Consider the following 20,513-nt stretch of genomic DNA (forward strand, 5'->3'; position numbering starts at 1 on the left):
GAATAAGAAGAAGCTAAGCTAAACTAAGAAAAGGTGTGAGCCATGGAACCTTTTAAAACATCTGCACTTCTTGACGTAATCAGTGACCTGTTTTCACATGAAGCTTCTATTGCAGTAACAGATACAGACCATTATATTTACTACCAGCCAAGCAAAAGGATCAACCTGAAGATCAAGCCGGGTGATGGAATTAAAGAAGGCACCATTACACATAAAGCGCTGGTTTCCAAACAAAAAGTATCGCAGTTTATTAACCGTGATATTTTCGGCACCCCATATTACGGAATGGCGGTCCCCTTGATGGATGAAGGAGAGCTGAAGGGGTGTGTCACCGCTATCTTTCCGGCATTAACGAGCGGCAAGGCGGTCGTTACCGTAAAAAGCGAGGATGGCTGGATTCCGATTCCGTTCGCAGATATTCTTTATTTGGAGGCGAAGGAACGAAAGACGTATGTGGTTGGTGAAAAACATACTGGCAGCCATAAGGATACGCTGAATGAATTTGATTTTCTTTTACCGAAAGATGACTTTGTCCGATGCCATCGCTCGTTCATCGTCAATGTTCATCACATCCGGGAGATCTATCCGGACACCCACTCCACATTTTTACTTTCAATGAAAAACGGAGATCAGGTTCCGGTCAGCCAGTCGTATGCAAGTTATTTCAGAAATCTGCTTGGATTCTAGGCGGATTTTTTTCTGTTTCAAGAACTGAATGTTCTGTCTTATCCTAATTTTTCGTGATTTATTCACTTCTTTTCTTACGATAATGATCCTTTGCTACACTTATGAAAAGAGCGAGATAGGAGTGAAGAGAATGGAAAGCGTTTACAATAGAATTAGAGATCAACGCTTACATGATCGGATTGTTTCAGCAGAGGAAGCTGCCTCGTGGATCCATGATGGGATGACCCTTGGCTTGAGCGGCTTTACACGGGCAGGAGATGTGAAAGCCGTTCCGTTTGCTCTGGCAAAGCGGGCAGAACACGAACCTCTGAAAGTGAATGTTTATACAGGCGCTTCGTTAGGTTCAGATGTTGATAAATTGTTTGCGGAGAAGAACATGCTGAATAAGCGTCTTCCTTTCCAGGCCGATGCGACTATGAGAAAAGGCATTAACGCGGGAGACTTTCATTTTGTTGATCAGCATTTGTCGCATACGTCAGAATGGATTCGCTCCAATGTTTTGGAACCTATTGACTACGCTATTCTGGAAGCGGTTGCAATCACCGAAGACGGAATGATTATTCCAACGACATCGATCGGCAACTCCATGGTCTTCTCACAGCACGCAAAAAATATAATTGTAGAAATCAATACAGCACAGACTGAATTACTAGAAGGTATTCATGATCTTTATGAACCGGAAAAACAAGGGGAACGTTCGCCCATCCCATTGACAAAGCCGGACGACCGAATCGGACTACCCGGTATGAAAGTAGATGTGGATAAAATTAAAGGGATTGTGTTTACGAATCAACTCGACTCCCCGTCAACTATTGTGGAACCGGATGATGAAACAGTCATCATGGCGCAGCATTTAATCTCTTTTTTGCGGGAAGAAATCAAGGCTGGCCGTCTGACAGATAAACTTGCTCCGCTTCAATCCGGTATTGGATCGGTCGCCAATGCCGTGTTTCATGGATTACTGGATTCAGAGTTTACCGATCTGGAGGTTTATTCAGAAGTGCTTCAGGATGCGGTTTTCGATCTGCTGGATGCGGATAAAGTACGTTTTGCGTCTTGTTGTTCAATCACCTTATCCTCGTCTAAGATGGACAAGGTTTTTTCTAACTTTGAAAAATACCGTGACAAGCTGATGCTCAGGCCGCAGGAGATTTCCAATCATCCTGAACTGATCCGCCGAATGGGGATTATTTCAATCAATACAGCACTGGAGCTGGATATCTACGGAAACGTGAACTCTACTCATGTGATGGGAACGAAAATGATGAATGGCATCGGAGGTTCCGGTGATTTTGCCCGCAATGCCCGCCTCGGCATTTTTGTGACCAAATCCATTGCCAAGAACGGCAACATTTCAAGCATTGTTCCGTTCGTATCACATGTGGATCATAATGAACATGATGTGGATGTGATTGTCACAGAGCAGGGCTATGCGGATTTGCGTGGACTTGCACCTAGAGAGCGTGTGGAAAAGATTATTCAAAACTGTGTCCATCCGATGTACCGCGAGCAGTTATCGGCCTATTATGAGGAAGCGAAGAAACGAGGAGGACAAACGCCTCACATCCTGGAAAAAGCGCTGTCCTGGCATATCAACTTTGAAAAGAACGGTACGATGCTTCAGAGGGTGGAGCAGCCCGTTTAGTAAGACAAAAAGAACAGCTGACTCCGCCAGGAATGGCAGACATTGAAAGATAAAAGAAAACCACAAAAAAGACCCGAAGAATGTATTCGGGTCTTTTAAAGCAAAGCTTTTTATTTTGGCTGGATGGTGACGTCCTTGCTGGAGTTCGCAGGGACGGTAACTTTTACTTCCATCCATTGCTTCAGTCCATATGCTTTACTTTCAGTGATTTCACCTTCTGTGGAGCTGTAGCTGCCGGGTTTCATATATAAAGGAATGTTCAATGTTACTTCTTTGTTCAAACGATTTACAGCTGTAACGGTCTGTTTTCTCTGGGTTCCGTCATTCGGCTGGGTGTAATTGGCGTCAAAAGACACCGTGCCCGCTGATGTATTCCCATTTTGATAGACAGGCGTAGAACGCTCTGTTCCTTCGTAGATATAGGAACTAAAATCAGGGCTAGCAGGATTCTTTTGGAAGATTCGGTAACCTACCCATGGCTGCCCGGTCAGCTCGATGGAAGAGGTTGTAGAGTATAAAATGCCATCCTTTTTCGTAATGTTGTCAATATGTGTATGTCCATGCAGCGATAAGTTCACATGATACTGTTTCATTAAATCAATCATCTGCTGAGCTCCTTCACCGTGCCACTGCTGATCATACTTTTGGCCAAGGACTTCTCCTTGCAGCAATGTAGGAAGATTTTGCGGGTCATGCTTAGCATCATAATTCTTCCAATAATCTGCAACCTGTGAATCGCTCGAAGGCCAGATATCACGGTCCCGCCATAATGGATTGTGGTGGGAGAAGAGACCTTTTATTTGTTCCGCATCGGCAGTTTCAGCGTTTTTTGCAAGGTCGTTTTTAATCCAGTCCATCTGCTGCTGCCTCACTTGCCCGCCCCATGTTGGTACAGAAACGGAACCATGTCCTTGCCGGTCAAACTTATCCCAGTCAAACGAGTTATATCCGATCATATGGGCATAAGGGCCATAATCAAAAGAGAAATACTGCGGTCCAAAGTATTGTTCCCAATATTTGGCGCCATCGGTTAATGTAGCATCCTGTGCATAATAGTCATGGTTGCCTGGTACAACATAGACTGGTACATTAAATTTTTTCAGTATGCGGTACGTTTCTTTATACTCATAAATATATTCCTTAGGATTCATCTGCCCAAACATTAAATCTCCGGTTAGTACGACGAAATCGGGCTTGAGCAGATTGACCTCCCGAATGGTCTTTTGCAGGTACAGCCATCTTTTGGACTCATCAGGAGTCCAAAATCCAGCCTCCGCAGCATCTTCCGGCTTAGCTAGATTACGGGGAGAACCGACATGGATATCCGTTAAGTGAATAAAACGAAAATCCTTTTTAAATTCATTCACAACTTTTACTGAATTCGGTTCTTCATCACTCACTTGAGCGCCGTCGGCCGAATAAGAAATATTTAAATCGTAAAGTTTTTCAGGGATGTCATCGGGAATCGTGACTGTAACATTGTAAATCGATGAGCTGTCTTTCCAATAAGATGTACCTTTCTCAACCTTTGTCACTGGAAGGGCATACTCTCCATCAACCTGGGAAGCCGTGTTCTCCTGAAGTTTCACACCCCATCCTGAAGGTGTTTTCCCTTGTGTATCCACTTGTATAGTGAAACTGCTGCCTTTTTTCTTAATGGCTGGTGTAGACATCAGCGGATAGATGATGTTTTTAATTGTGGGATCTGCTGTAATGCTGGAATCCTGATCAAGATAGTGCTCTGAATTTCCGACCCCTCCATCCTGGCTTCCACCGCCGCTTATGGCATGAGCTTGAGTAACAGGAATAGCGAAAGAAAATATGGTAAAAAACATGATAAGTGATTTCAAAACTTTCATTGAACAACCTCCTTTATCGTAATGCAGTGTTAGACTAACAGTGCATTATGAAGGTATAGTTACGAAAGGGTGAAGCATTTGTAAGCTTAAGGTAAAGAAAAAAATAAAAAAGGATGCCACCAAAATTGGTAGCATCCCTGTAAGCTTAAAATGAGCTGGATCTGCGTCTTCTTCTGTTTTTAATTCTGCATTTAATAATGGTAACACGGCGGCCGCCGCTTGTACGCCTAGTTCTCACTCTGCATTTGACTTTTTTCCTACGCCTTGACATTCAATCATCCCCCAATAACTGAATAATAGAGAAAAGAGAATATAACTCTCTTCTCTCTATTATCATATGGGGAATTCTAGTATTTGCTTGGACATGCAGTTTTAAATTAGTGGACCTTCATACCGATTGGATGGCATCCGGTGAAAATCATAGCTTGCAATATCGTCCACTTTAGTCAAGTAGGCGTGGAGACTTTCAATCAGCATAAGATTTGGCACACTTGTTTTTTCTTTAATAAGGATGATCGGTTTTTGAAAGGCGAAGGCATAGCCAAGTTCGAATGCCGTTCCGCTGTCAGTACATAATCCTTCGTAATCGTGAATGGCAACTACTACATCCGCTCTTCGCAGATAATAGAGATCAAGCTTAAAAACAACTTTTCTCCATCCCTTGGATCCCCATGGATATTGCTGATTTTGGTGGAAGCGGGCAGAATAGAATTCCGCGACATATGGATTTCGGGTTAAGGCATTCTCAAGCCTTTGAATTCGTTCCAGCTGCTCCTGATCAAAGAAAGGACTGGCGATAAAGACTCTCACAGTTCTGGTGTTAGGATCCATCAGATCTCCTCTTTCTAAAGAAAGCTTCAATCCTTTTATATGCAGAAAAATATAAAAAAGAAGGCGCAGAGGCCTTCTTTTTTTGTTTCTTATTCGCAATCCTTACCAGTGGTGGGCTTTCGCGTTGCTTCTCAAGATAATGTTGTTCTGAGACATCTCAGTATGTCCATTCACTTGAGATTTGGAACGTTTCGGCCTCGTCCAATTGTGGTGAAACTTACCTGAGTGGGGATCTAAATGATCTTTGTAACTCATTGCTTTTCACCTCATCCGTTAAGAGTAGACCCTAAGAAACAAGGGTGATATTCAATGAATATCGCGATTATTATGTGCAGTTGCCGGGAAAATTATGTTATTTTTGTCTGCTTTTTTTCATCGAACTGATCGATTGCATCTGCTCTTGTCTCAGGGACATAAGCGAGGATGATCATGCCGATAATAAAAAGCAGAATCAGGCTGAATACACCGCTGCTTGAATTCCCGCTTACCTGAGCGGTGACAGCGACCAGCAATGGCCCGAGTATGGAAGCAAACTTTCCGAAGATGTTGTAAAATCCGAAAAATTCATTGGCGTTCTTTTTCGGTACAAGCTTCGCAAAATAAGCTCGGCTTAACGCCTGGATCCCTCCTTGTGACGTTCCGACCAGCATTGCCAGGATCCAAAAATCGAGCGTTGTTTTTAAGAAATAGGCATAAATGCAGACAATGATATAAACGGCAATTCCCACGTACAGCATTTTTTTACCCGTAAACTTTTCAGCAAGTCTGCCGTACAGAATAGCAAATGGTGCAGCAACAACCTGGGTGACAAACAAAATGATGAGCAGACTCGTTGAACTGATTCCCAAATCCGTTCCGTATGCGGTCGACATGGAAATAATGGTGCCGACACCATCAATATAGAAGAAGTAGGCGAGTAAGAAAAGAAAAAGAGAACGATATTGTTTGATTTCCCTTAGGGTTTTGCCGAGGCGTTTAAAGCTATTTCTTACAGGAGAAGGTTCCTGTTCAACGTAATATTTTTGATGAACATTTTTAAACATGGGAATCGTAAACAGAGCCCACCAGCATGCGGTAATGAAAAAGGCAATCTTGCTTGCAGCGGGAGTAGAGAAGGGCAGCACTTCTTTTTGTGCAAGGATAATGATAGCGATGCTGATGAGAAAAGGAATGGTACTTCCGATATACCCTAACCCAAATCCACGGGCGGAAACACGGTTCATCCGTTCTTCCGTCGTGATGTCGATAAGAAACGCATCGTAAAAAACTAAAGCACCGTTAAATCCAAGGGCTGTGAGCGTGTAGATGATCAATAACAGGAGCCAGTGCTGACTTGGAACAAAAACAAGGACAGCAGTTGAGACGACACCCAGTGTAAAGAAGAAGGTAAAGAACTTCTTTTTCATTCCCTGATAGTCCGCAATCGTTCCGAGGATAGGTCCAAGCATGGCCAGAATAAAGGTCGCAATGGCAATTGTATAGCCCAGGTACGCAGTAGAATCAGCACCACTTACACCGGCTTTCATCGCGGACGCTTTATAAAAAAGCGGAAACACAGCGGTTGTGATGATAATCGAATACGCAGAGTTAGCCCAATCATAAAACATCCAGCTGCTTTCTTCCTTCGAGAAACGCTTCATCCTCTTATCCCCTTTTTATTCCCATTTTCATTCTTTCCGCTTCTTATTTCTCCCTATAGCGTTAATAATCCTTCAACAGCCGCTCCGTCTGTATTCCCTAAGTGAAGACCAAGAAGTCGGGCAAATGTTGGTCCTTCATCTACGAGGCGCATGGACGGAATGGCCTGATGAGGGACAATTCCCTTGCCTGCCGCTGCAAAGAACGTACAGTAGTTTTCCTTTTCAGGGGAGTAGCCATGGGAACCCCAGGTGTATCGCTTTGCCTTCACATCTTCAGCTGTAATGTGATGCAGGAAGCCGCCGTTCAGCGCTTCTTTAAAATAATAACCCCTTCGTGCCTCCAGCATAAAATCAGAGTGCGCATCCGCACCTCTGGCTCCGGCTTCTTCTCCAGTTAATACGTGTTCAACTCCGCTGCTTTCATCTTGTGATAATTCCTGCAGCCATTGTTGAACCTTGTGTTTTGTGTCATGATCATTTTTGTCACTTATGTATATATATGCCGAGCCGTCGCAGCTATGGCAGTATGCCTTCCAATTTGTTACTTTTCCTCTGTTATTAACGGTAATTAGTCCTTGTTCCTTGAAGTAGACATTCGGCTGGATGGCAATGGATTCATCGAGGGCACTGTGGTCACCGAGTGCCACAATGGTCGATTGATCGTAAATACCGCTCTCCTTGAGCGCCTTTACGATCCGGCCGAGCCGAGCGTCGTGTCGTCGGAGTGCATCCATCGCTTCATCTGAAGAAAAGCCATGGTAATGACGATTGGTATCCAGATCGGTAAAATGAACGAGCAAGAGCTGCGGTTTTCTTGTTTGAATGGTATGGACGGTTGATTCCAGGACAAAATCATCAAGCTCAGGCTGACTAAGCCCTTTTCGGATATGGCCAAAACGGCGGTTCATCTCGAGCTGATAGCTGACGCTTCCATTAAAAAGAGAGACAGGTATCTGATGGTGCCAAGAACGGTTGGCGAAAATCTCTGGCATGTTGTAATCCATTTCAGCCTTGGCAGTCACCGGCCATAAAAGGGCTCCCGTCGTCATGCCTGCTTTCTTCGCTTCATCATACAGGGTTGTGCCTTTAATATGCCGTCGGTGCCAATGCCAGTCAGGGGAGGGCTGGCCAGGCTGAAGATAGGTATTATTCACAACGCCATGCCTGTTGGGATAATTGCCGGTAACGATCGTGGCATGGCAAGGGTAGGTGACAGATGGATAGATTGATTCAACATTCTTGCAATAGGATCCGTTCTGCAGGAGTTCGGCAAAATGGGGAAGCTCCTGCAGCATAGGGAAGTCCAGTGACGAAAGACAATCGAATGATATGACGATTAAATGATCGGTAAGACGGTCCATAGCGGCCTCCTTTTGATTTATTCATTCTTACTTTTAGTTTAAAGCAAGAAATGGAAAAAGCACCAAAAAAATCGGTGCTCTGAAAGAATGGATCAGTGATGCATGGAATCTGCGGTTTTTACGATGTCTTTAATGGAATATTCTTTTTTGCTTTTAGGTGATTTAATCAGCATGATGGAGTGATAAAGGCCGTCTTTTTTTCATCGGATTACTTTTGAAGTCTTGCTGTTATTTACTATGGTTGCTTTCATTCCGTCTTTTAACTTAACCGTTTTAGGCTTCTTGCCGTCTGAATCAAAACTTGTGTTTTTATTATGATAGGTCGAGGCATGCAAAACGGAGTCGACTCCATTGCCAAATATAAATTCTGTCATAATAATTTTCCCTTTCGGATCTCCCGCAGGCTCACTTGCAAAAGTTAAGTCGGCATTTTTGGATTTGAAAGGAAATTTCATTGGAGCTTCCAATTCTTTTTGAACATCTTTTGGAAAGGCCTCAGCTACTTTTTTTATATCCCTTGGATTTTCCTCTTTTAACTTTTCAACAGCACGGGTTTCCTCATTGCACGCAGTTAATAAAAGAAGAAAAAATAGAGATGTGATCATCAGAATTTTTTTGGGCATATCAATAACTCTCCTTTTAGGTTTTAGTAAATTAATATAGGCTTCTTTGTCGGTGCCTGGCACCATTTATGCAAATTAGGGCTTTCTACAGATGTTTTGTCGAATAAATATACGATACTATGAATATAGTATATTTTTTTCATTTCTTGGAAAAGGGGAGATTGAAAGATGGGATTTAAGAAACAGGCAGCAGCAGGGCTGATCGGCCTCAGCATCCTGGCAGCACCATATGCGGCATTGGCAGAATCACCAGGGAAAGCACCAGTTAAATGGCACAATGTAAATACTTTTGAAGCTCAAAGTGAAAAAGACGGAAGCTTATTCAACAGCGAGAACTATAACTTTACGAAATACTCAAAGATCGGCCAGCAGCTTCTGAAGATTCAGAAGCAAAGCCATCGGATGACGGTCACCAAGTACGGGAAATCAGCAAACGGCCGGGATATGTATGTGGTCACAATCGCTGACCAAAAAGCAAAGGGGCAATTAGGATTTTACAAGAAACTTAGAAAAGAGATGTTTAAGAATCCCGAAAAAGCTCAAGTCTTTATTGACAAGCATCCGGACGTCAAGGTGCCTGTCATGATCAACGGATCCATCCACGGAACAGAGTTTGCTGGATCAGATGCCGTACTTCAGCTCATTGAACGGTTTGCGAAAAACAACGACGCAGACACAAAGCAGATCCTCAAGAATCAGATCCTTATCTTTAATGTAGTGGCCAACCCGGATGGACGGATCGACGCTACTCGTTTTAACGGCAATGGCATTGATTTAAACCGCGACTTCATCACGCAATCCCAGCCGGAAACTCAAGCGATGGTCTCCCTGATTAAAGAGTGGAACCCGATGGTGTTTCTCGACCTTCATGGTTATGTGAAAGATTATGGCGGTCCGGATAAACCAGGGCTGATCGAGCCGTGTACGCCGCCTCATAATCCAAACTATGAGTATGACCTTTTCTCCAAGTGGGCGATGAACCAGGCGAAAGCGATGGAGTCTGAAATCGTCAGCAACCGTAAAGACTATAAGAACACGAATACTTTGACATCAAAAGTAGATTACCAGAACATGACGGGTGCATACATACCGCAGAGGGATGACACGGCAGGCTGGGATGATTATCCGCCGATCTTCACTCCGATGTATGCCATGTATCACGGATCTTACGGCTATACTCTTGAAACGCCGACTAATGACTGGGATGGCGTAAAGTGGCATTACGACGCGGTAATGGGTGCTCTGAACTACGCCAGCCAAAATAAAACCGGTATGGTGAAAGATCAGATTGAAGTCTTCAAACGAGGCATCAACTTTGATCATCCGTTCCATAAAAAAGGATTCTTCCCGAAGGCTTATATCCTGCCTTCTGATCCAACAGATTCTTCAGCAACAGAAAAGGCAGTCAGCCATCTCATGAAAAACGATATTGAAGTAAGCAAATCAAAAAAAACGTTCAATTTTAATGGCAAGACCTATCCTGCCGGAACGTACATCGTGAACATGAGCCAGGCGAAAGCAGGACTGGCCAACACTATGCTTTGGGATGGGGAAGACATCACGGATGATACTCCAGCGATGTACGACATTTCAGCATGGAGTCTCCCGGAACTGTGGGGATTTGACGCGATTCAGGTACCGGCTGACAGTAACCTGAAATTCTCTTTACATGATGTCAAAAGTGCGCACGATGAGGGCAAGCTCATCGGGAAAGGGCCATACAAAATTCCGAACACATCAGTAAAATCAGTTGAACTTGCAAATAAGCTGATCAACAGAGGCTACGCAGTCCAACGCGGGACAGACGGTTCTTTTTACATTAAAAGCAGAGTGAACCATGATCTTATGCAATTCGTCAGAAAGTCTGGACTGATCGTCAAAAGTGCGGCCATTCCTAATCAAGCCCAAAACGTAAAACAGCTGCATGTCACCATTTTAAAAGATGGAGGAATGGGTAAAACTCAGTCCCACTCCGGAACAAAGCTTGCCCTTGAACGGCTGGGCTTTAACGTGAGAGAACTCGCACCAAGAGATCTCGCAGTTGAAGGGCTTGGCAATACTGATGTATTTTTCTATAACGGAACATCCAATCTCATTTCCTATAAAAACAGCAAAGCAAACGCGGAGTTCGGCCTGGAAAACGAAGCACAATTCCAAGCCTTAAAAAAGAACATTACTGATTTTGTTAATGGAGGCGGGAAGTATATCGCTATTGGTTCTGGAGCAGCAAGTGGCACAAAAACGCTTGGGCTGACCAATGTGACCATCAACAAAGGAAACCCTGACAGCAATGGGATTGTTCGCGTCGATTATAATCATAGCGCCCTGACTCAAGGCTACAATGAGAGTGATTACGGATTTGTATACGGCCCAGTTTGGTACACCAATACGGATGGTTATGAAACGGCCGCTTCTTTTAAAAACAGCAGCGAGTTCTTTATGGCAGGGCATTGGAAAAATCACCAGGCCGCCCAGGGACAGGCTGTCATCATCAAGGACCAGTCCAAGGACGTCACGCTTATGGGAATCGAAGCAGGCTTCAGGGATCATACCGATTATCTTTTCCGCCTGCTTTCCAATGCAGTTTACAGCAAATAGAACATTCAAGCACCTCTTAGTGGAGGTGCTTGTTTTTTTTCGCTAGAAGACTTTCAAAGTAAAGGCATAAAAGACACCTCCATGAGGGACTAGCCCAAGCAAGAAAGATAAAGCCATCATCTGTAATTTCATCTGTCTGATTTCAAGGTTCGGAACGTTACTTCCATCACTAGGTGGTTGAAGAAGGAAAAATGGGTTTCATATCGAAGTTAATTTGGTGTTCATTAGGGGGAATAAATTTCATTCTCTTTATTTCCGGATCTGGATGGCTAAAACCGTGTTTATTCTTGATACGAAAGAAGGATTCAAAACAGGGAAGAAAAACCGCAATGCTTTTAAAATAATAAAAGGGATGGTTAGTTATTAAGGAAAAAATGATGGTTAAAAATCCAAGTAAGATACATATTATTGGTTCAGTAGGAAGCGGGAAAACAACGTTAGCAAGGACACTTTCTTCTCGTTTAAATGTTCCGTACATTGAACTAGACAACGTCGTATGGAAAAGGAACAAGCCTGAAGATATAAGAAGAAGTGATGAAGAGAGGGATCAGTATCTGAATGAAATCATTTCCTCTGACAAATGGATTGTAGAGGGAGTTCACCATACTTGGGTGAATCCAAGTTTTCAAAATGCAGATGTTATTATCCTCTTAGATACTGATTATTCTAAACGGACTATTAGAATCATAAAGAGATTCGTTTATCAAAAATTAAAAATCGAAAAGGCAAATTACAGGCCAACGTTAAAGATCTTCAGGAACATGTTTATATGGAACTCCTACTTTGAAAAGGAAAGTAAACCCAAAATATTAAAACTACTAAACCAATATGATCACAAACTGATTATATTAAAGAACAACCAGGATATTGAAAAATATTTCAATTAAAGTAAATAGGAAAACAGGGTGATTCTATGAAAACGATCGGTTTAATTGGTGGTATGAGCTGGGAATCCACCGCAGAATATTACCGAAAAATAAATGAAGAAGTTAAAAACAGATTAGGTGGTTTGCATTCAGCAGAGTGCCTGTTATACAGCATTGATTTTGAAGAGATTGAACGCTGTCAGGCAGCAGGCGATTGGGAAAGTGCCGGAAAAATCCTGGGGAATGTTGCTGGGTCCTTAGAAAAAGCAGGCGCCGATTTCCTTGTGATCTGTACGAACACCATGCATAAAGTAACCAATGATATACAGAAAAAAATAAATATACCCATACTGCATATTGCTGATGCCACAGCTTTTCAAATTCACAAATCAAAAATAAAAAACGTTGGATTGCTTGGCACTAAATATACGATGGAACAGGATTTCTACAAATCACGAATAGAGTCTCAGGGTATTCATGTCTTTGTACCAGACAAAGAGGATAGGGAAAGAATTAATCAAGTTATTTATGAAGAGTTATGTTTAGGGGAGATTAAGCAATCATCAAAGGATTATTATAAAGAGGTTATTAATCGATTGGTTGCTTCTGGAGCAGAAGGGATTATTTTGGGCTGTACAGAGATTGGATTACTCGTAAAACCAAAAGATTCAGAAGTGCCATTATTTGATACAGCTTTAATACATGCAACTGAAGCGGTTAATATGTCTTTAGGAGATACGTGAGACTCAAAAGGAAAAATCAGTAAGAGAGCGGGGATGCTTTTAATGGATCATCGAACAAGGGTGTTAACAGGTTCACCGTGGGAGCCGGTCGTAGGATATTGCAGAGCTATCCGTATAGGTAAACGTGTAGAAGTTGCCGGCACCACTGCCATGAAAGAAGGGCAGGTAAATTTTGCAGGAAACTAAATTGTGAGGGTTTTTCCGAATTTAAAATAAGACTTAAAATGCAATTAAAAGAGAATAAAAAGACGACGATCAAAAGTTCCCAACAATCAGTAGTAGAATTTTTTGAACGGACTTTAAAAGGTGATATAGAAGAAAAAGTCAGGAAAGCTGCAAGTTTAGTCACCAAAGCAGATAATTTTATTTTTATAGGAAGCTCAGGTATTCTTGCTGAATATGGAGCTAGATATTTCTCAAGTTTAGGTAAATTTTCGTTATATATCTTTCCGATTCACTCCAAACTCCGCAATAATAGCGTAACCATTGCTTTATCTGTCTCAGGAGAAAATAATTTTACAGTCACTCATCTTAACATTCTTAAACAAGAAGGAAGTAAAATAATCAGTATTACAAACAATAAACTATCTACCATTGCGAAAATTTCTGATATAAACATTCCGTATTATGTAACCGAGGAATCTTTTGAAGAAGCTAATATTACTGCACAAGTGCCTGTTGTTTATATACTGGAATCCATTGCTCGTGAGGTACATAAACTTAATCAATAGGATGAATCACAACCTTTACGAAAATAGCCATAAGAAAAGAGGAAGAGCTGTAAGCAATAGCTCTTCCTCTTATTTTATTTGCGGTGCATTTTAAATTCCAAGAATAGCTCGTTATAGTACGCCAAATTCTTTTTCCCAAGGTTCTCGTATACCTCAAGCTTTTCAGTCAGCTGAGGCGACGGGTAAAAGCGTTCATCGTTCACGGTTTCTTTCGGCATGTAAGATAGAGCTTTTTTGTTTGGCGTTGAATAGTTGACGTATTCTGCATTTTTAGCTGCTATCTTTGGATCAAGCATAAAGTTGATGAACTTGTGTGCCGCTTTTTTATTTTTTGCTGTTTTCGGGATGACCATATTGTCGAACCACAAGTTGGAGCCTTCCTTAGGAACAACATATTCTAAGTCCTTGTTTTCGCTCATGATTTCTGAAGCGACCCCGGACCAGACAAGCCCGATTGAAGCTTCTTCATTTTCAAGCAGCAGTCTGCTCTCATCTCCAACGATGCCTTTGATATTCGGTGTCAGAGTATCCAGTTTTCTTTTGGCCTTCTGAAGGTGGGTATGATTCGTATCATTCAGGGAATAACCGATGCTGTTGAGTCCCATGCCCATCACTTCGCGGGCTCCGTCGATCAGAAGAATCTTGTTCCGAAGGCCGGGATCCCATAAATCGTTCCAGCTCGTAATCTTCTTGCCGCCAAGCATTTTTGGATTATAGACGATGCCGACTGTACCCCAGAAATAAGGAACAGAATATTTATTGTCTTCATCAAACGGGAGGTCCATGAATCGCTTATCGATATAATGCAAATTCGGAAGCTTGGAATGATCGAGAGGAATGAGCAGATGCTCCTTCCTCATTTTATCGATCATGTATTCAGACGGAATAGCAATATCATACGTAGTCCCGCCTTGCTCAATCTTTGTCAGCATTGCTTCATTCGAATCAAACGTTTCATAGATGACTTTAATGCCGTGTTCTTTTTCAAACCGTTTGATCAGCTGGGGATCAATATAATCGCCCCAGTTGTAGATCGTCAGGGTATTCCGCCCTGAATACCCCTCTGAGTTGTTCAGCTCAGAAACAGTATAAAAGAGAACCGCAGAAACAAGAATGATCGCCAGGAAAAAACGGACAAGCTTTCTCATTTTTTAACCCCCCATCCGTTCGGCTTGTTGCGCTGAGATATGAAATAATACACAACCACAAGCACGAGTGTAAAAAGGAACAAGAGGGTGGACAGCGCGTTGACATTCAACGAAATTCCACGGCGGGCCAATGAGTAAATCTCAACAGAAAGCGTAGTAAAACCATTTCCGGTAACAAAGAACGTAACCGCAAAATCATCCAGAGAGTACGTCAGCGCCATAAAGAAGCCGGCAAAAATTCCAGGCGTGATGTAGGGCAGAACAACTTTGGTCAACACATTCCAGTGGCTTGCTCCAAGATCTCTGGCTGCATCGATCAGCGTCGGACTCATCTCGGACAGCTTGGGAAGGATCATCAGAACGACGATCGGAATACTGAACGCGATATGTGAGAGCAAGACGGAAAACATGCCAAGCTTCACTCCTGCCATCGTGAACAGGATGAGGAAGGAGGCACCAATTATAACGTCCGGACTGACGATCAGTACGTTGTTCAATGACAGCAGCGTGTTTTTCGTCTGCCGTTTCTTCATGCTGTGGATGCCTAGTGCTCCGAAAATCCCGATAATGGTTGCAAATAAAGAGGAAAGAAGAGCAATCACAAACGTATTCAGCACGATGATCAGCAAGCGTGAATCCTGAAAGAGCTCCTTGTACCAATCGAGTGTAAAGCTTTTGAAGCCGTACATCGTTCCACCGGTGTTGAACGAGTAGAACACAAGAAAGAAGATCGGTGCATAAAGGATAAGGAATATCAACACGAGAAAGATTCGTGACATCGAGTTTATTTTATTATCCAACTTATACACCTCGTTTCCGGTTCCCTGTCACACTCATGATCAGGAACATGATAATAATTAAGAAAACCGCAATCGTCGAACCCATGCCCCAGTCACGGGTGACAAGAAAATGCTGTTCAATCGCTGTACCAAGCGTAATGACGCGGTTTCCTGCGATCAAGCGTGTGAGCATGAATAGAGACAGCGCAGGGATAAATACGACCTGGCAGCCTGACTTTACACCATCAATCGTCAAAGGGAAGATGACGCGGCGAAATGTTGTCCACTTGGATGCCCCCAAATCATTGGCTGCATCCAATAAGGTAGGATTCATTTCATTCAATGAGTTAAAAATCGGCAAAATCATGAACGGTATGAAAATATAAACCGATACAAATATAAAACTGAAATCAGTGAACAGGATCTGTTTCGATCCAACACCTATGGCTTCCAAGAAGCTGTTCGCGATTCCTTTTGTCCCGAAGATGCCCAGGAAAGCATAGGCTTTCAAGAGCAGGTTGATCCAGGAAGGAACGATGATCAATAACAGCCATAGCTGCTTATGCTTCGTTTTCGTCAGCAAATAAGCCGTCGGGTAAGAGATGATAAAGGAAATAAGTGTGATCAAAAACGCATACCAGAACGAACTGAAGGTCATCTTCAAATAAACCGGCGTAAAAAAGTTCTTGTAATTCACCAGTGAAAAGTGACCCTCGATATCAAAAAACGAATAATAAAGAACAAGAAGAAGCGGTGCAATAACGAAAAGAACAATCCATATTGCATAAGGCAAAAGGTAAAGATTTCGGGTGATCTTATTGTTCATGGGCATCTCCAGCAGTATAAGCCTCAAGACGCCGGTCGAAATCTGCTTCTGACTCCCCAAACCGCATGACATGGATGGCTTCCGGATCGAAATATAATCCGATTTCGTTTCCTGCATCTGCCTTTTTCGTAGAATGGACAAGCCATTCATTGCCGTCTTTATCGTAGCAGCTGATCTCATAGTGAACCCCGCGGAACAGCTGTGAATCTACACGCACCTTAAGTTTTCCTCGTTCAAGCGTTGTAATCTCCAAATCTTCCGGACGTATCACAATTTCTACCGGTTCGTTAGCGTTCAGTCCTCTATCGACACACTCAAACTGTCCTCCGACGAACTCTACAAGATAATCTTTGATCATTTTTCCTTCTACGATATTGGACTCCCCGATAAAATCAGCGACAAACCGGTTGATCGGTTCATCATAAATATCAATTGGCGTACCGCTTTGCTGAATTTTCCCCTTGTTTAATACAAAAATCTCATCAGACATGGCAAGAGCTTCTTCCTGGTCATGGGTAACAAAAATAAAGGTAATTCCCAGTCTCCTTTGCAGCTCACGCAATTCATACTGCATTTCTGTCCTCAGTTTTAAGTCGAGAGCAGATAACGGTTCGTCAAGCAGGATGACTTCCGGCTCGTTGACGATAGCCCTTGCAATGGCCACACGCTGGCGCTGGCCTCCGGACATTTCCCGGATCTCACGCGTCTCATAGCCTTCCAAGTTAACGAAGCTGAGCGCTTCTTTCACTTTCTTTTGTATCTCGTTGTTTTTCAACTTTTTAATACGAAGTCCGAATGCCACATTTTCAAATACATTTAAATGCGGGAATAGTGCGTAATCCTGAAAAACGGTATTAACCTGGCGTTTATTCGCCGGTACATCATTAATCTTCTTGTTGTTAAAATAAATTTCTCCTTCAGATGCCTCCGTAAAGCCAGCGATCAAGCGAAGTATGGTCGTTTTTCCGCAGCCGGAAGGACCGAGCAGCGTATAAAATTTTCCCCGTTCAATTTCAAAGCTGACGTTATCGAGCACTGCCGGATCATCGTCATATTGCTTTGTCACATTTTTAAATTGAATAATTTCGTTGGTCATCGCAACCCCTCATCTACCTGTTTTTCTTCTATTCTGAATGGATAGTAGTCCACAAAATTTTACTTTTTTATACTGAATAATTATACATGAAAACTTTGTGCTTTTAATACAAAAACAGGCAAATAAAACTCCTTGAAAGTTTATGGCTCATAAGGTTGTCATAAAAAGTATAATGAAAGTATCGGGTTATTCCAAATAATAGCAGACCAAGGAGATGACATAGGAGTGAACAATACCATCTTTCCTGCAAGAAAAAATTTGCATGGGTCTTTTTCAAGGAATTATGAATCAATTCTTCAAATCCATTCAGGGGAATCTGTCCGGTTTCAGACTTTAGATGCGGGCTGGGGGTTAGAACCATTGGTCAGTCTCGCCGATAATTCGATGTGACAACCGTTAATCTATCGAAATAACGTCATCGAATGATCATATTCTTTGTTTTTTTTGCTCTGGGCATCTATTCTATGTTTGTATGGTTTGTGATCCTGAATCTTACAGTATACCTTGAAAGCGAGGGGATAAGAAAGATATGACAAATGGAATCGAGGAGAGGCAGAGGGAGAAGGAGTTTCTTCCTTCTATCGTTGCTTTCGGAGACTCGATAACCGCGATGGAATGGCCGGATTATTTTAAAGAGCGATTGGTGAAAGAATCCGTACCGTGTCATTTGCTGAGGCGGGGAATCAGCGGGAACAAGGTATTAACTGACAGCCCAGAACATTATAATTTTGGTGTATCGGGCATTAAACGATTTAAGCAGGATGCACTTGGAACTTCAGATGTTAAGTATGTCATTGTCCTGCATGGCGTGAATGATATCATTCATTCCTGTGGATCAAATCCAATCTCAGAAGAAGTTGAAGCGGAAGAAATTATTGAAGCCTTAAAAACTAATATCAAGTGGGCGCATGAAAAAAATATACAGATATTCGGCGGGACGCTCCTGCCCTTCGGCGGATATAGAGGAGTTACTGATACCGAGGAAGCCAAGCGGCAGAAGGTAAACCATTGGATCCGGAACTCTGGAGAATTTGATCAAGTCATTGATTTTGAGGCAGTTGTACAAGATCCAAATCATCCTGAAAGACTTTTACGAGAATTCGATTCGGGGGATCACCTTCATCCAAGCAGCAAAGGGTCGGAGGCATTGGCGGAATGCATTGAACTTCATTTCTTTGACTGAAAGTGAAAGCGCTTTACTAGAATTGAGGAGGAGATAAATGATGGTCTATACAGCAGAAAAGAATCGTTATGAGTCTATGAAATATAACAGAAGCGGCCGCTCCGGGCTGCTTCTTCCTGCGATTTCTCTTGGTCTCTGGCATAATTTCGGCGGAGTCGACAGCTTTGAAAATGGCCGCGCGATGCTGAGAAGAGCGTTTGATCTTGGTATTACCCATTTTGACCTGGCTAACAATTATGGACCGCCTGCAGGTTCTGCAGAAGAAATGTTTGGTAGGATGTTAAAGACTGATTTCGCTCCGTACCGTGATGAAATGATCATCTCGAGCAAAGCCGGTTATTACATGTGGCCGGGACCATATGGGGAATGGGGATCCAAAAAGTATTTGATTGCAAGCCTGGATCAGAGCCTGAAGCGTATGGGGCTCGATTATGTGGATATTTTTTACTCCCACCGTCCGGATCCTAATACTCCTCTTGAAGAAACGATGGGAGCGCTGGATGCTATCGTTCGCCAGGGGAAAGCACTTTACGTGGGGATTTCCAGCTACAGCCCGGAACAAACGACGGAAGCTATTAAAATTTTGAATGATCTAGGAACACCGCTCGTTATCCACCAGCCGAGCTATTCCATGCTAAACCGCTGGATCGAAGACGGACTTCAGGATGTATTAGAGGAAAACGGGGTAGGGTCCATCGCGTTTTGCCCGCTTGCCCAAGGCTTGTTGACGAAAAAATATATAAGCGGTGTGCCGTCTGATTCACGTGCGGCAAAATCGACTGGAGCGTTGGGAGAGAATGAAGTCACTCCTGAAGTAGTTGAAAGAGTCCGCAGACTCAATGAAATCGCTGCAGACAGAGGACAGAGCCTTCCTCAAATGGCACTGTCATGGGTTCTTCGCGGCGGTAAGGTAACTTCTGCTTTAATAGGTGCAAGCAGAGTGAGTCAAATTGAAGAAAATATTGCAGCACTGGAAAACCTTGATTTCAGTGATGAAGAGCTAGAAAGAATTGATGATATTTTAACCGTAAACAGCTCTGTACGATAAATCCTTTTTTTAATCGAGAAAACCCGGATCTGACAAAGGATCCGGGTTTTTATTATTTCTCTTTAGAAAATAAGGGGCGGTCAAAGACAAAGATTGTCATGGCAATATCAGCCTCAATGTCGATATCAGAAAAAATACGCAGGATGGCTGCACCAGCAAGATCTTCAAACTTTCTGCGGACACTGAGATCGGTATAAATTTTTTTCACGAGACCGGTACGTGCTTCGTGAACCATTTTCTCGCCTTCTTTTGAACCCATCATGAATTTTTCGATATTAGTAAGGTTTCCTTTCATCTCACTAACGGCCCAAGAGCCAACAAAGCGTGTGCTGATTTCCTTTGGACCGTTGCCGACAAATTCCTTGCGTATTTCACGGACAAGCATACTGAATTGATGCTCTATATTTTTGGTCATTGTATCCTTCTCCTTGTATCCTTTAATCGTTTGTCTTTAGGCGTCAGCATGATATAGCTGATAACCAGCAGCAGGATGACGATTGAAAGCCAAAAGTTTCCTAATGGATTGGCGTTGTTGACGATAATGTAACGGACACCCGCCGTAATTCCAATGTATAGAAGATAGCTAAGCGGAAAGTGGTGGCTTTCGCTAAAATAGGTCACAATCATGGAAATAAAGGCGAAATATAAGAAAAACACGAGTACTTTACCAAGTATATCATGAACATTGTGATTCCCTGTGCAGGCGTCCATGAAAATATAGATAAGCTCTCTGAAAAGAAAAAATACCAGCATACCGCCAAGCAGAACAAGGGAGAGATTTAATAATTTTTGTAAACCATTACTGATGGTTTTCCACTTTTCCGGTAAGATTATTTCTAGCATGCGGAC

The 20,513-nt window shown here is 42.7% G+C and carries 20 protein-coding genes and 2 pseudogenes; 10 read left to right on the forward strand and 12 right to left on the reverse strand.

Features of this window, described 5'->3' with window-relative positions:
• Positions 1 to 42 precede the first annotated feature (42 nt).
• Both P4361_RS03445 and P4361_RS03450 read left to right on the forward strand, forming a co-directional pair.
• Entirely contained in the window at positions 43 to 687 is a 645-nt protein-coding gene (locus P4361_RS03445) for a LytTR family DNA-binding domain-containing protein (protein ID WP_256226397.1), read from the forward strand.
• Positions 688 to 817: 130 nt separating this feature from the next.
• Complete coding sequence (locus P4361_RS03450; protein WP_328088313.1) at positions 818 to 2,332, forward strand: acetyl-CoA hydrolase/transferase family protein; 1,515 nt, start codon at positions 818 to 820, stop codon at positions 2,330 to 2,332.
• Positions 2,333 to 2,442: 110 nt separating this feature from the next.
• On the opposite strand, the gene P4361_RS03455 is transcribed toward P4361_RS03450, so the two are convergent.
• The 6 genes from P4361_RS03455 to P4361_RS03480 all read right to left on the reverse strand — a co-directional run bounded on the left by P4361_RS03455 (position 2,443) and on the right by P4361_RS03480 (position 8,646).
• A complete protein-coding gene (locus P4361_RS03455) occupies positions 2,443 to 4,191 on the reverse strand; it encodes a metallophosphoesterase (RefSeq protein WP_328088314.1) in 1,749 nt (582 codons plus the stop codon).
• A gap of 372 nt (positions 4,192 to 4,563) precedes the next feature.
• Complete coding sequence (locus P4361_RS03460) at positions 4,564 to 5,022, reverse strand: nucleoside 2-deoxyribosyltransferase (protein WP_328088315.1); 459 nt, start codon at positions 5,020 to 5,022, stop codon at positions 4,564 to 4,566.
• Between the two features lie 102 nt (positions 5,023 to 5,124).
• Positions 5,125 to 5,277 (reverse strand): YpzG family protein, encoded by a 153-nt coding sequence (locus P4361_RS03465; protein WP_082316169.1) that lies wholly within the window; start codon positions 5,275 to 5,277, stop codon positions 5,125 to 5,127.
• A gap of 92 nt (positions 5,278 to 5,369) precedes the next feature.
• The gene (locus P4361_RS03470) at positions 5,370 to 6,662 is read right to left on the reverse strand and encodes an MFS transporter (RefSeq protein ID WP_328088316.1); all 1,293 of its coding nucleotides are present in this window, start codon (positions 6,660 to 6,662) and stop codon (positions 5,370 to 5,372) included.
• A 53-nt stretch (positions 6,663 to 6,715) separates the two neighbouring features.
• Positions 6,716 to 8,023 (reverse strand): ectonucleotide pyrophosphatase/phosphodiesterase, encoded by a 1,308-nt coding sequence (locus tag P4361_RS03475; RefSeq protein WP_328088317.1) that lies wholly within the window; start codon positions 8,021 to 8,023, stop codon positions 6,716 to 6,718.
• A gap of 200 nt (positions 8,024 to 8,223) precedes the next feature.
• The gene (locus P4361_RS03480) at positions 8,224 to 8,646 is read right to left on the reverse strand and encodes a hypothetical protein (protein ID WP_328088318.1); all 423 of its coding nucleotides are present in this window, start codon (positions 8,644 to 8,646) and stop codon (positions 8,224 to 8,226) included.
• A 168-nt stretch (positions 8,647 to 8,814) separates the two neighbouring features.
• Between P4361_RS03480 and P4361_RS03485 the strand changes: the two genes are divergently transcribed.
• From P4361_RS03485 to P4361_RS03510, 6 genes and pseudogenes are all read left to right on the forward strand, one after another.
• Positions 8,815 to 11,244 carry a M14 family zinc carboxypeptidase gene (locus P4361_RS03485; protein ID WP_328088319.1) on the forward strand — a complete coding sequence of 810 codons (2,430 nt, stop codon included), beginning with the start codon at positions 8,815 to 8,817 and terminating at the stop codon, positions 11,242 to 11,244.
• A 217-nt stretch (positions 11,245 to 11,461) separates the two neighbouring features.
• On the forward strand, positions 11,462 to 11,611 hold the full coding sequence (locus P4361_RS03490; protein WP_375162198.1) for a DUF3977 family protein: 150 nt from the start codon (positions 11,462 to 11,464) through the stop codon (positions 11,609 to 11,611).
• Positions 11,612 to 11,618: 7 nt separating this feature from the next.
• The gene (locus P4361_RS03495) at positions 11,619 to 12,131 is read left to right on the forward strand and encodes an AAA family ATPase (RefSeq protein ID WP_425590220.1); all 513 of its coding nucleotides are present in this window, start codon (positions 11,619 to 11,621) and stop codon (positions 12,129 to 12,131) included.
• A 26-nt stretch (positions 12,132 to 12,157) separates the two neighbouring features.
• Positions 12,158 to 12,853: an aspartate/glutamate racemase family protein gene (locus P4361_RS03500; protein WP_328088320.1), complete on the forward strand. Its 696-nt coding sequence runs from the start codon at positions 12,158 to 12,160 to the stop codon at positions 12,851 to 12,853.
• A gap of 42 nt (positions 12,854 to 12,895) precedes the next feature.
• Positions 12,896 to 13,021 (forward strand): annotated as a pseudogene (locus P4361_RS03505) (RidA family protein); the annotation flags it as partial.
• Positions 13,021 to 13,584, forward strand: a pseudogene (locus P4361_RS03510) (MurR/RpiR family transcriptional regulator); the annotation flags it as partial. The pseudogenes P4361_RS03505 and P4361_RS03510, both read left to right, overlap by 1 nt.
• Before the next feature lie 74 nt (positions 13,585 to 13,658).
• On the opposite strand, the gene P4361_RS03515 reads toward P4361_RS03510, so the two are convergent.
• From P4361_RS03515 to P4361_RS03530, 4 genes are read right to left on the reverse strand one after another with little or no spacing between them, the layout of a single operon-like run.
• Positions 13,659 to 14,732 (reverse strand): ABC transporter substrate-binding protein, encoded by a 1,074-nt coding sequence (locus P4361_RS03515; RefSeq protein ID WP_328088321.1) that lies wholly within the window; start codon positions 14,730 to 14,732, stop codon positions 13,659 to 13,661.
• On the reverse strand, positions 14,729 to 15,511 hold the full coding sequence (locus tag P4361_RS03520; protein WP_425590222.1) for an ABC transporter permease: 783 nt from the start codon (positions 15,509 to 15,511) through the stop codon (positions 14,729 to 14,731). Before P4361_RS03520 ends, P4361_RS03515 begins: the two co-directional genes overlap by 4 nt.
• A gap of 22 nt (positions 15,512 to 15,533) precedes the next feature.
• Entirely contained in the window at positions 15,534 to 16,337 is an 804-nt protein-coding gene (locus P4361_RS03525; protein ID WP_062233510.1) for an ABC transporter permease, read from the reverse strand.
• Positions 16,327 to 17,433, reverse strand: a complete 1,107-nt coding sequence (locus P4361_RS03530) for an ABC transporter ATP-binding protein (protein WP_256226384.1) — start codon at positions 17,431 to 17,433, stop codon at positions 16,327 to 16,329. The genes P4361_RS03525 and P4361_RS03530 overlap by 11 nt, the downstream gene beginning before the upstream one ends.
• A 529-nt stretch (positions 17,434 to 17,962) precedes the next feature.
• Between P4361_RS03530 and P4361_RS03535 the strand changes: the two genes are divergently transcribed.
• Both P4361_RS03535 and mgrA read left to right on the forward strand, forming a co-directional pair.
• Positions 17,963 to 18,616, forward strand: a complete 654-nt coding sequence (locus P4361_RS03535) for a GDSL-type esterase/lipase family protein (RefSeq protein ID WP_328088323.1) — start codon at positions 17,963 to 17,965, stop codon at positions 18,614 to 18,616.
• A gap of 40 nt (positions 18,617 to 18,656) precedes the next feature.
• Positions 18,657 to 19,664, forward strand: a complete 1,008-nt coding sequence (gene mgrA, locus P4361_RS03540) for an L-glyceraldehyde 3-phosphate reductase (RefSeq protein ID WP_328088437.1) — start codon at positions 18,657 to 18,659, stop codon at positions 19,662 to 19,664.
• A gap of 52 nt (positions 19,665 to 19,716) precedes the next feature.
• Here mgrA and P4361_RS03545 read toward each other — a convergent pair whose 3' ends face one another.
• Complete coding sequence (locus P4361_RS03545; RefSeq protein WP_053357432.1) at positions 19,717 to 20,079, reverse strand: DUF2294 domain-containing protein; 363 nt, start codon at positions 20,077 to 20,079, stop codon at positions 19,717 to 19,719.
• Positions 20,076 to 20,507: a phosphate-starvation-inducible protein PsiE gene (locus tag P4361_RS03550; RefSeq protein WP_328088324.1), complete on the reverse strand. Its 432-nt coding sequence runs from the start codon at positions 20,505 to 20,507 to the stop codon at positions 20,076 to 20,078. Before P4361_RS03550 ends, P4361_RS03545 begins: the two co-directional genes overlap by 4 nt.
• Between the last annotated feature and the right edge of the window lie 6 nt (positions 20,508 to 20,513).

Origin of the sequence: Fictibacillus sp. B-59209 (assembly GCF_036216745.1) — a bacterium.
Lineage (GTDB): Bacteria > Bacillota > Bacilli > Bacillales > Fictibacillaceae > Fictibacillus_C > Fictibacillus_C marinisediminis.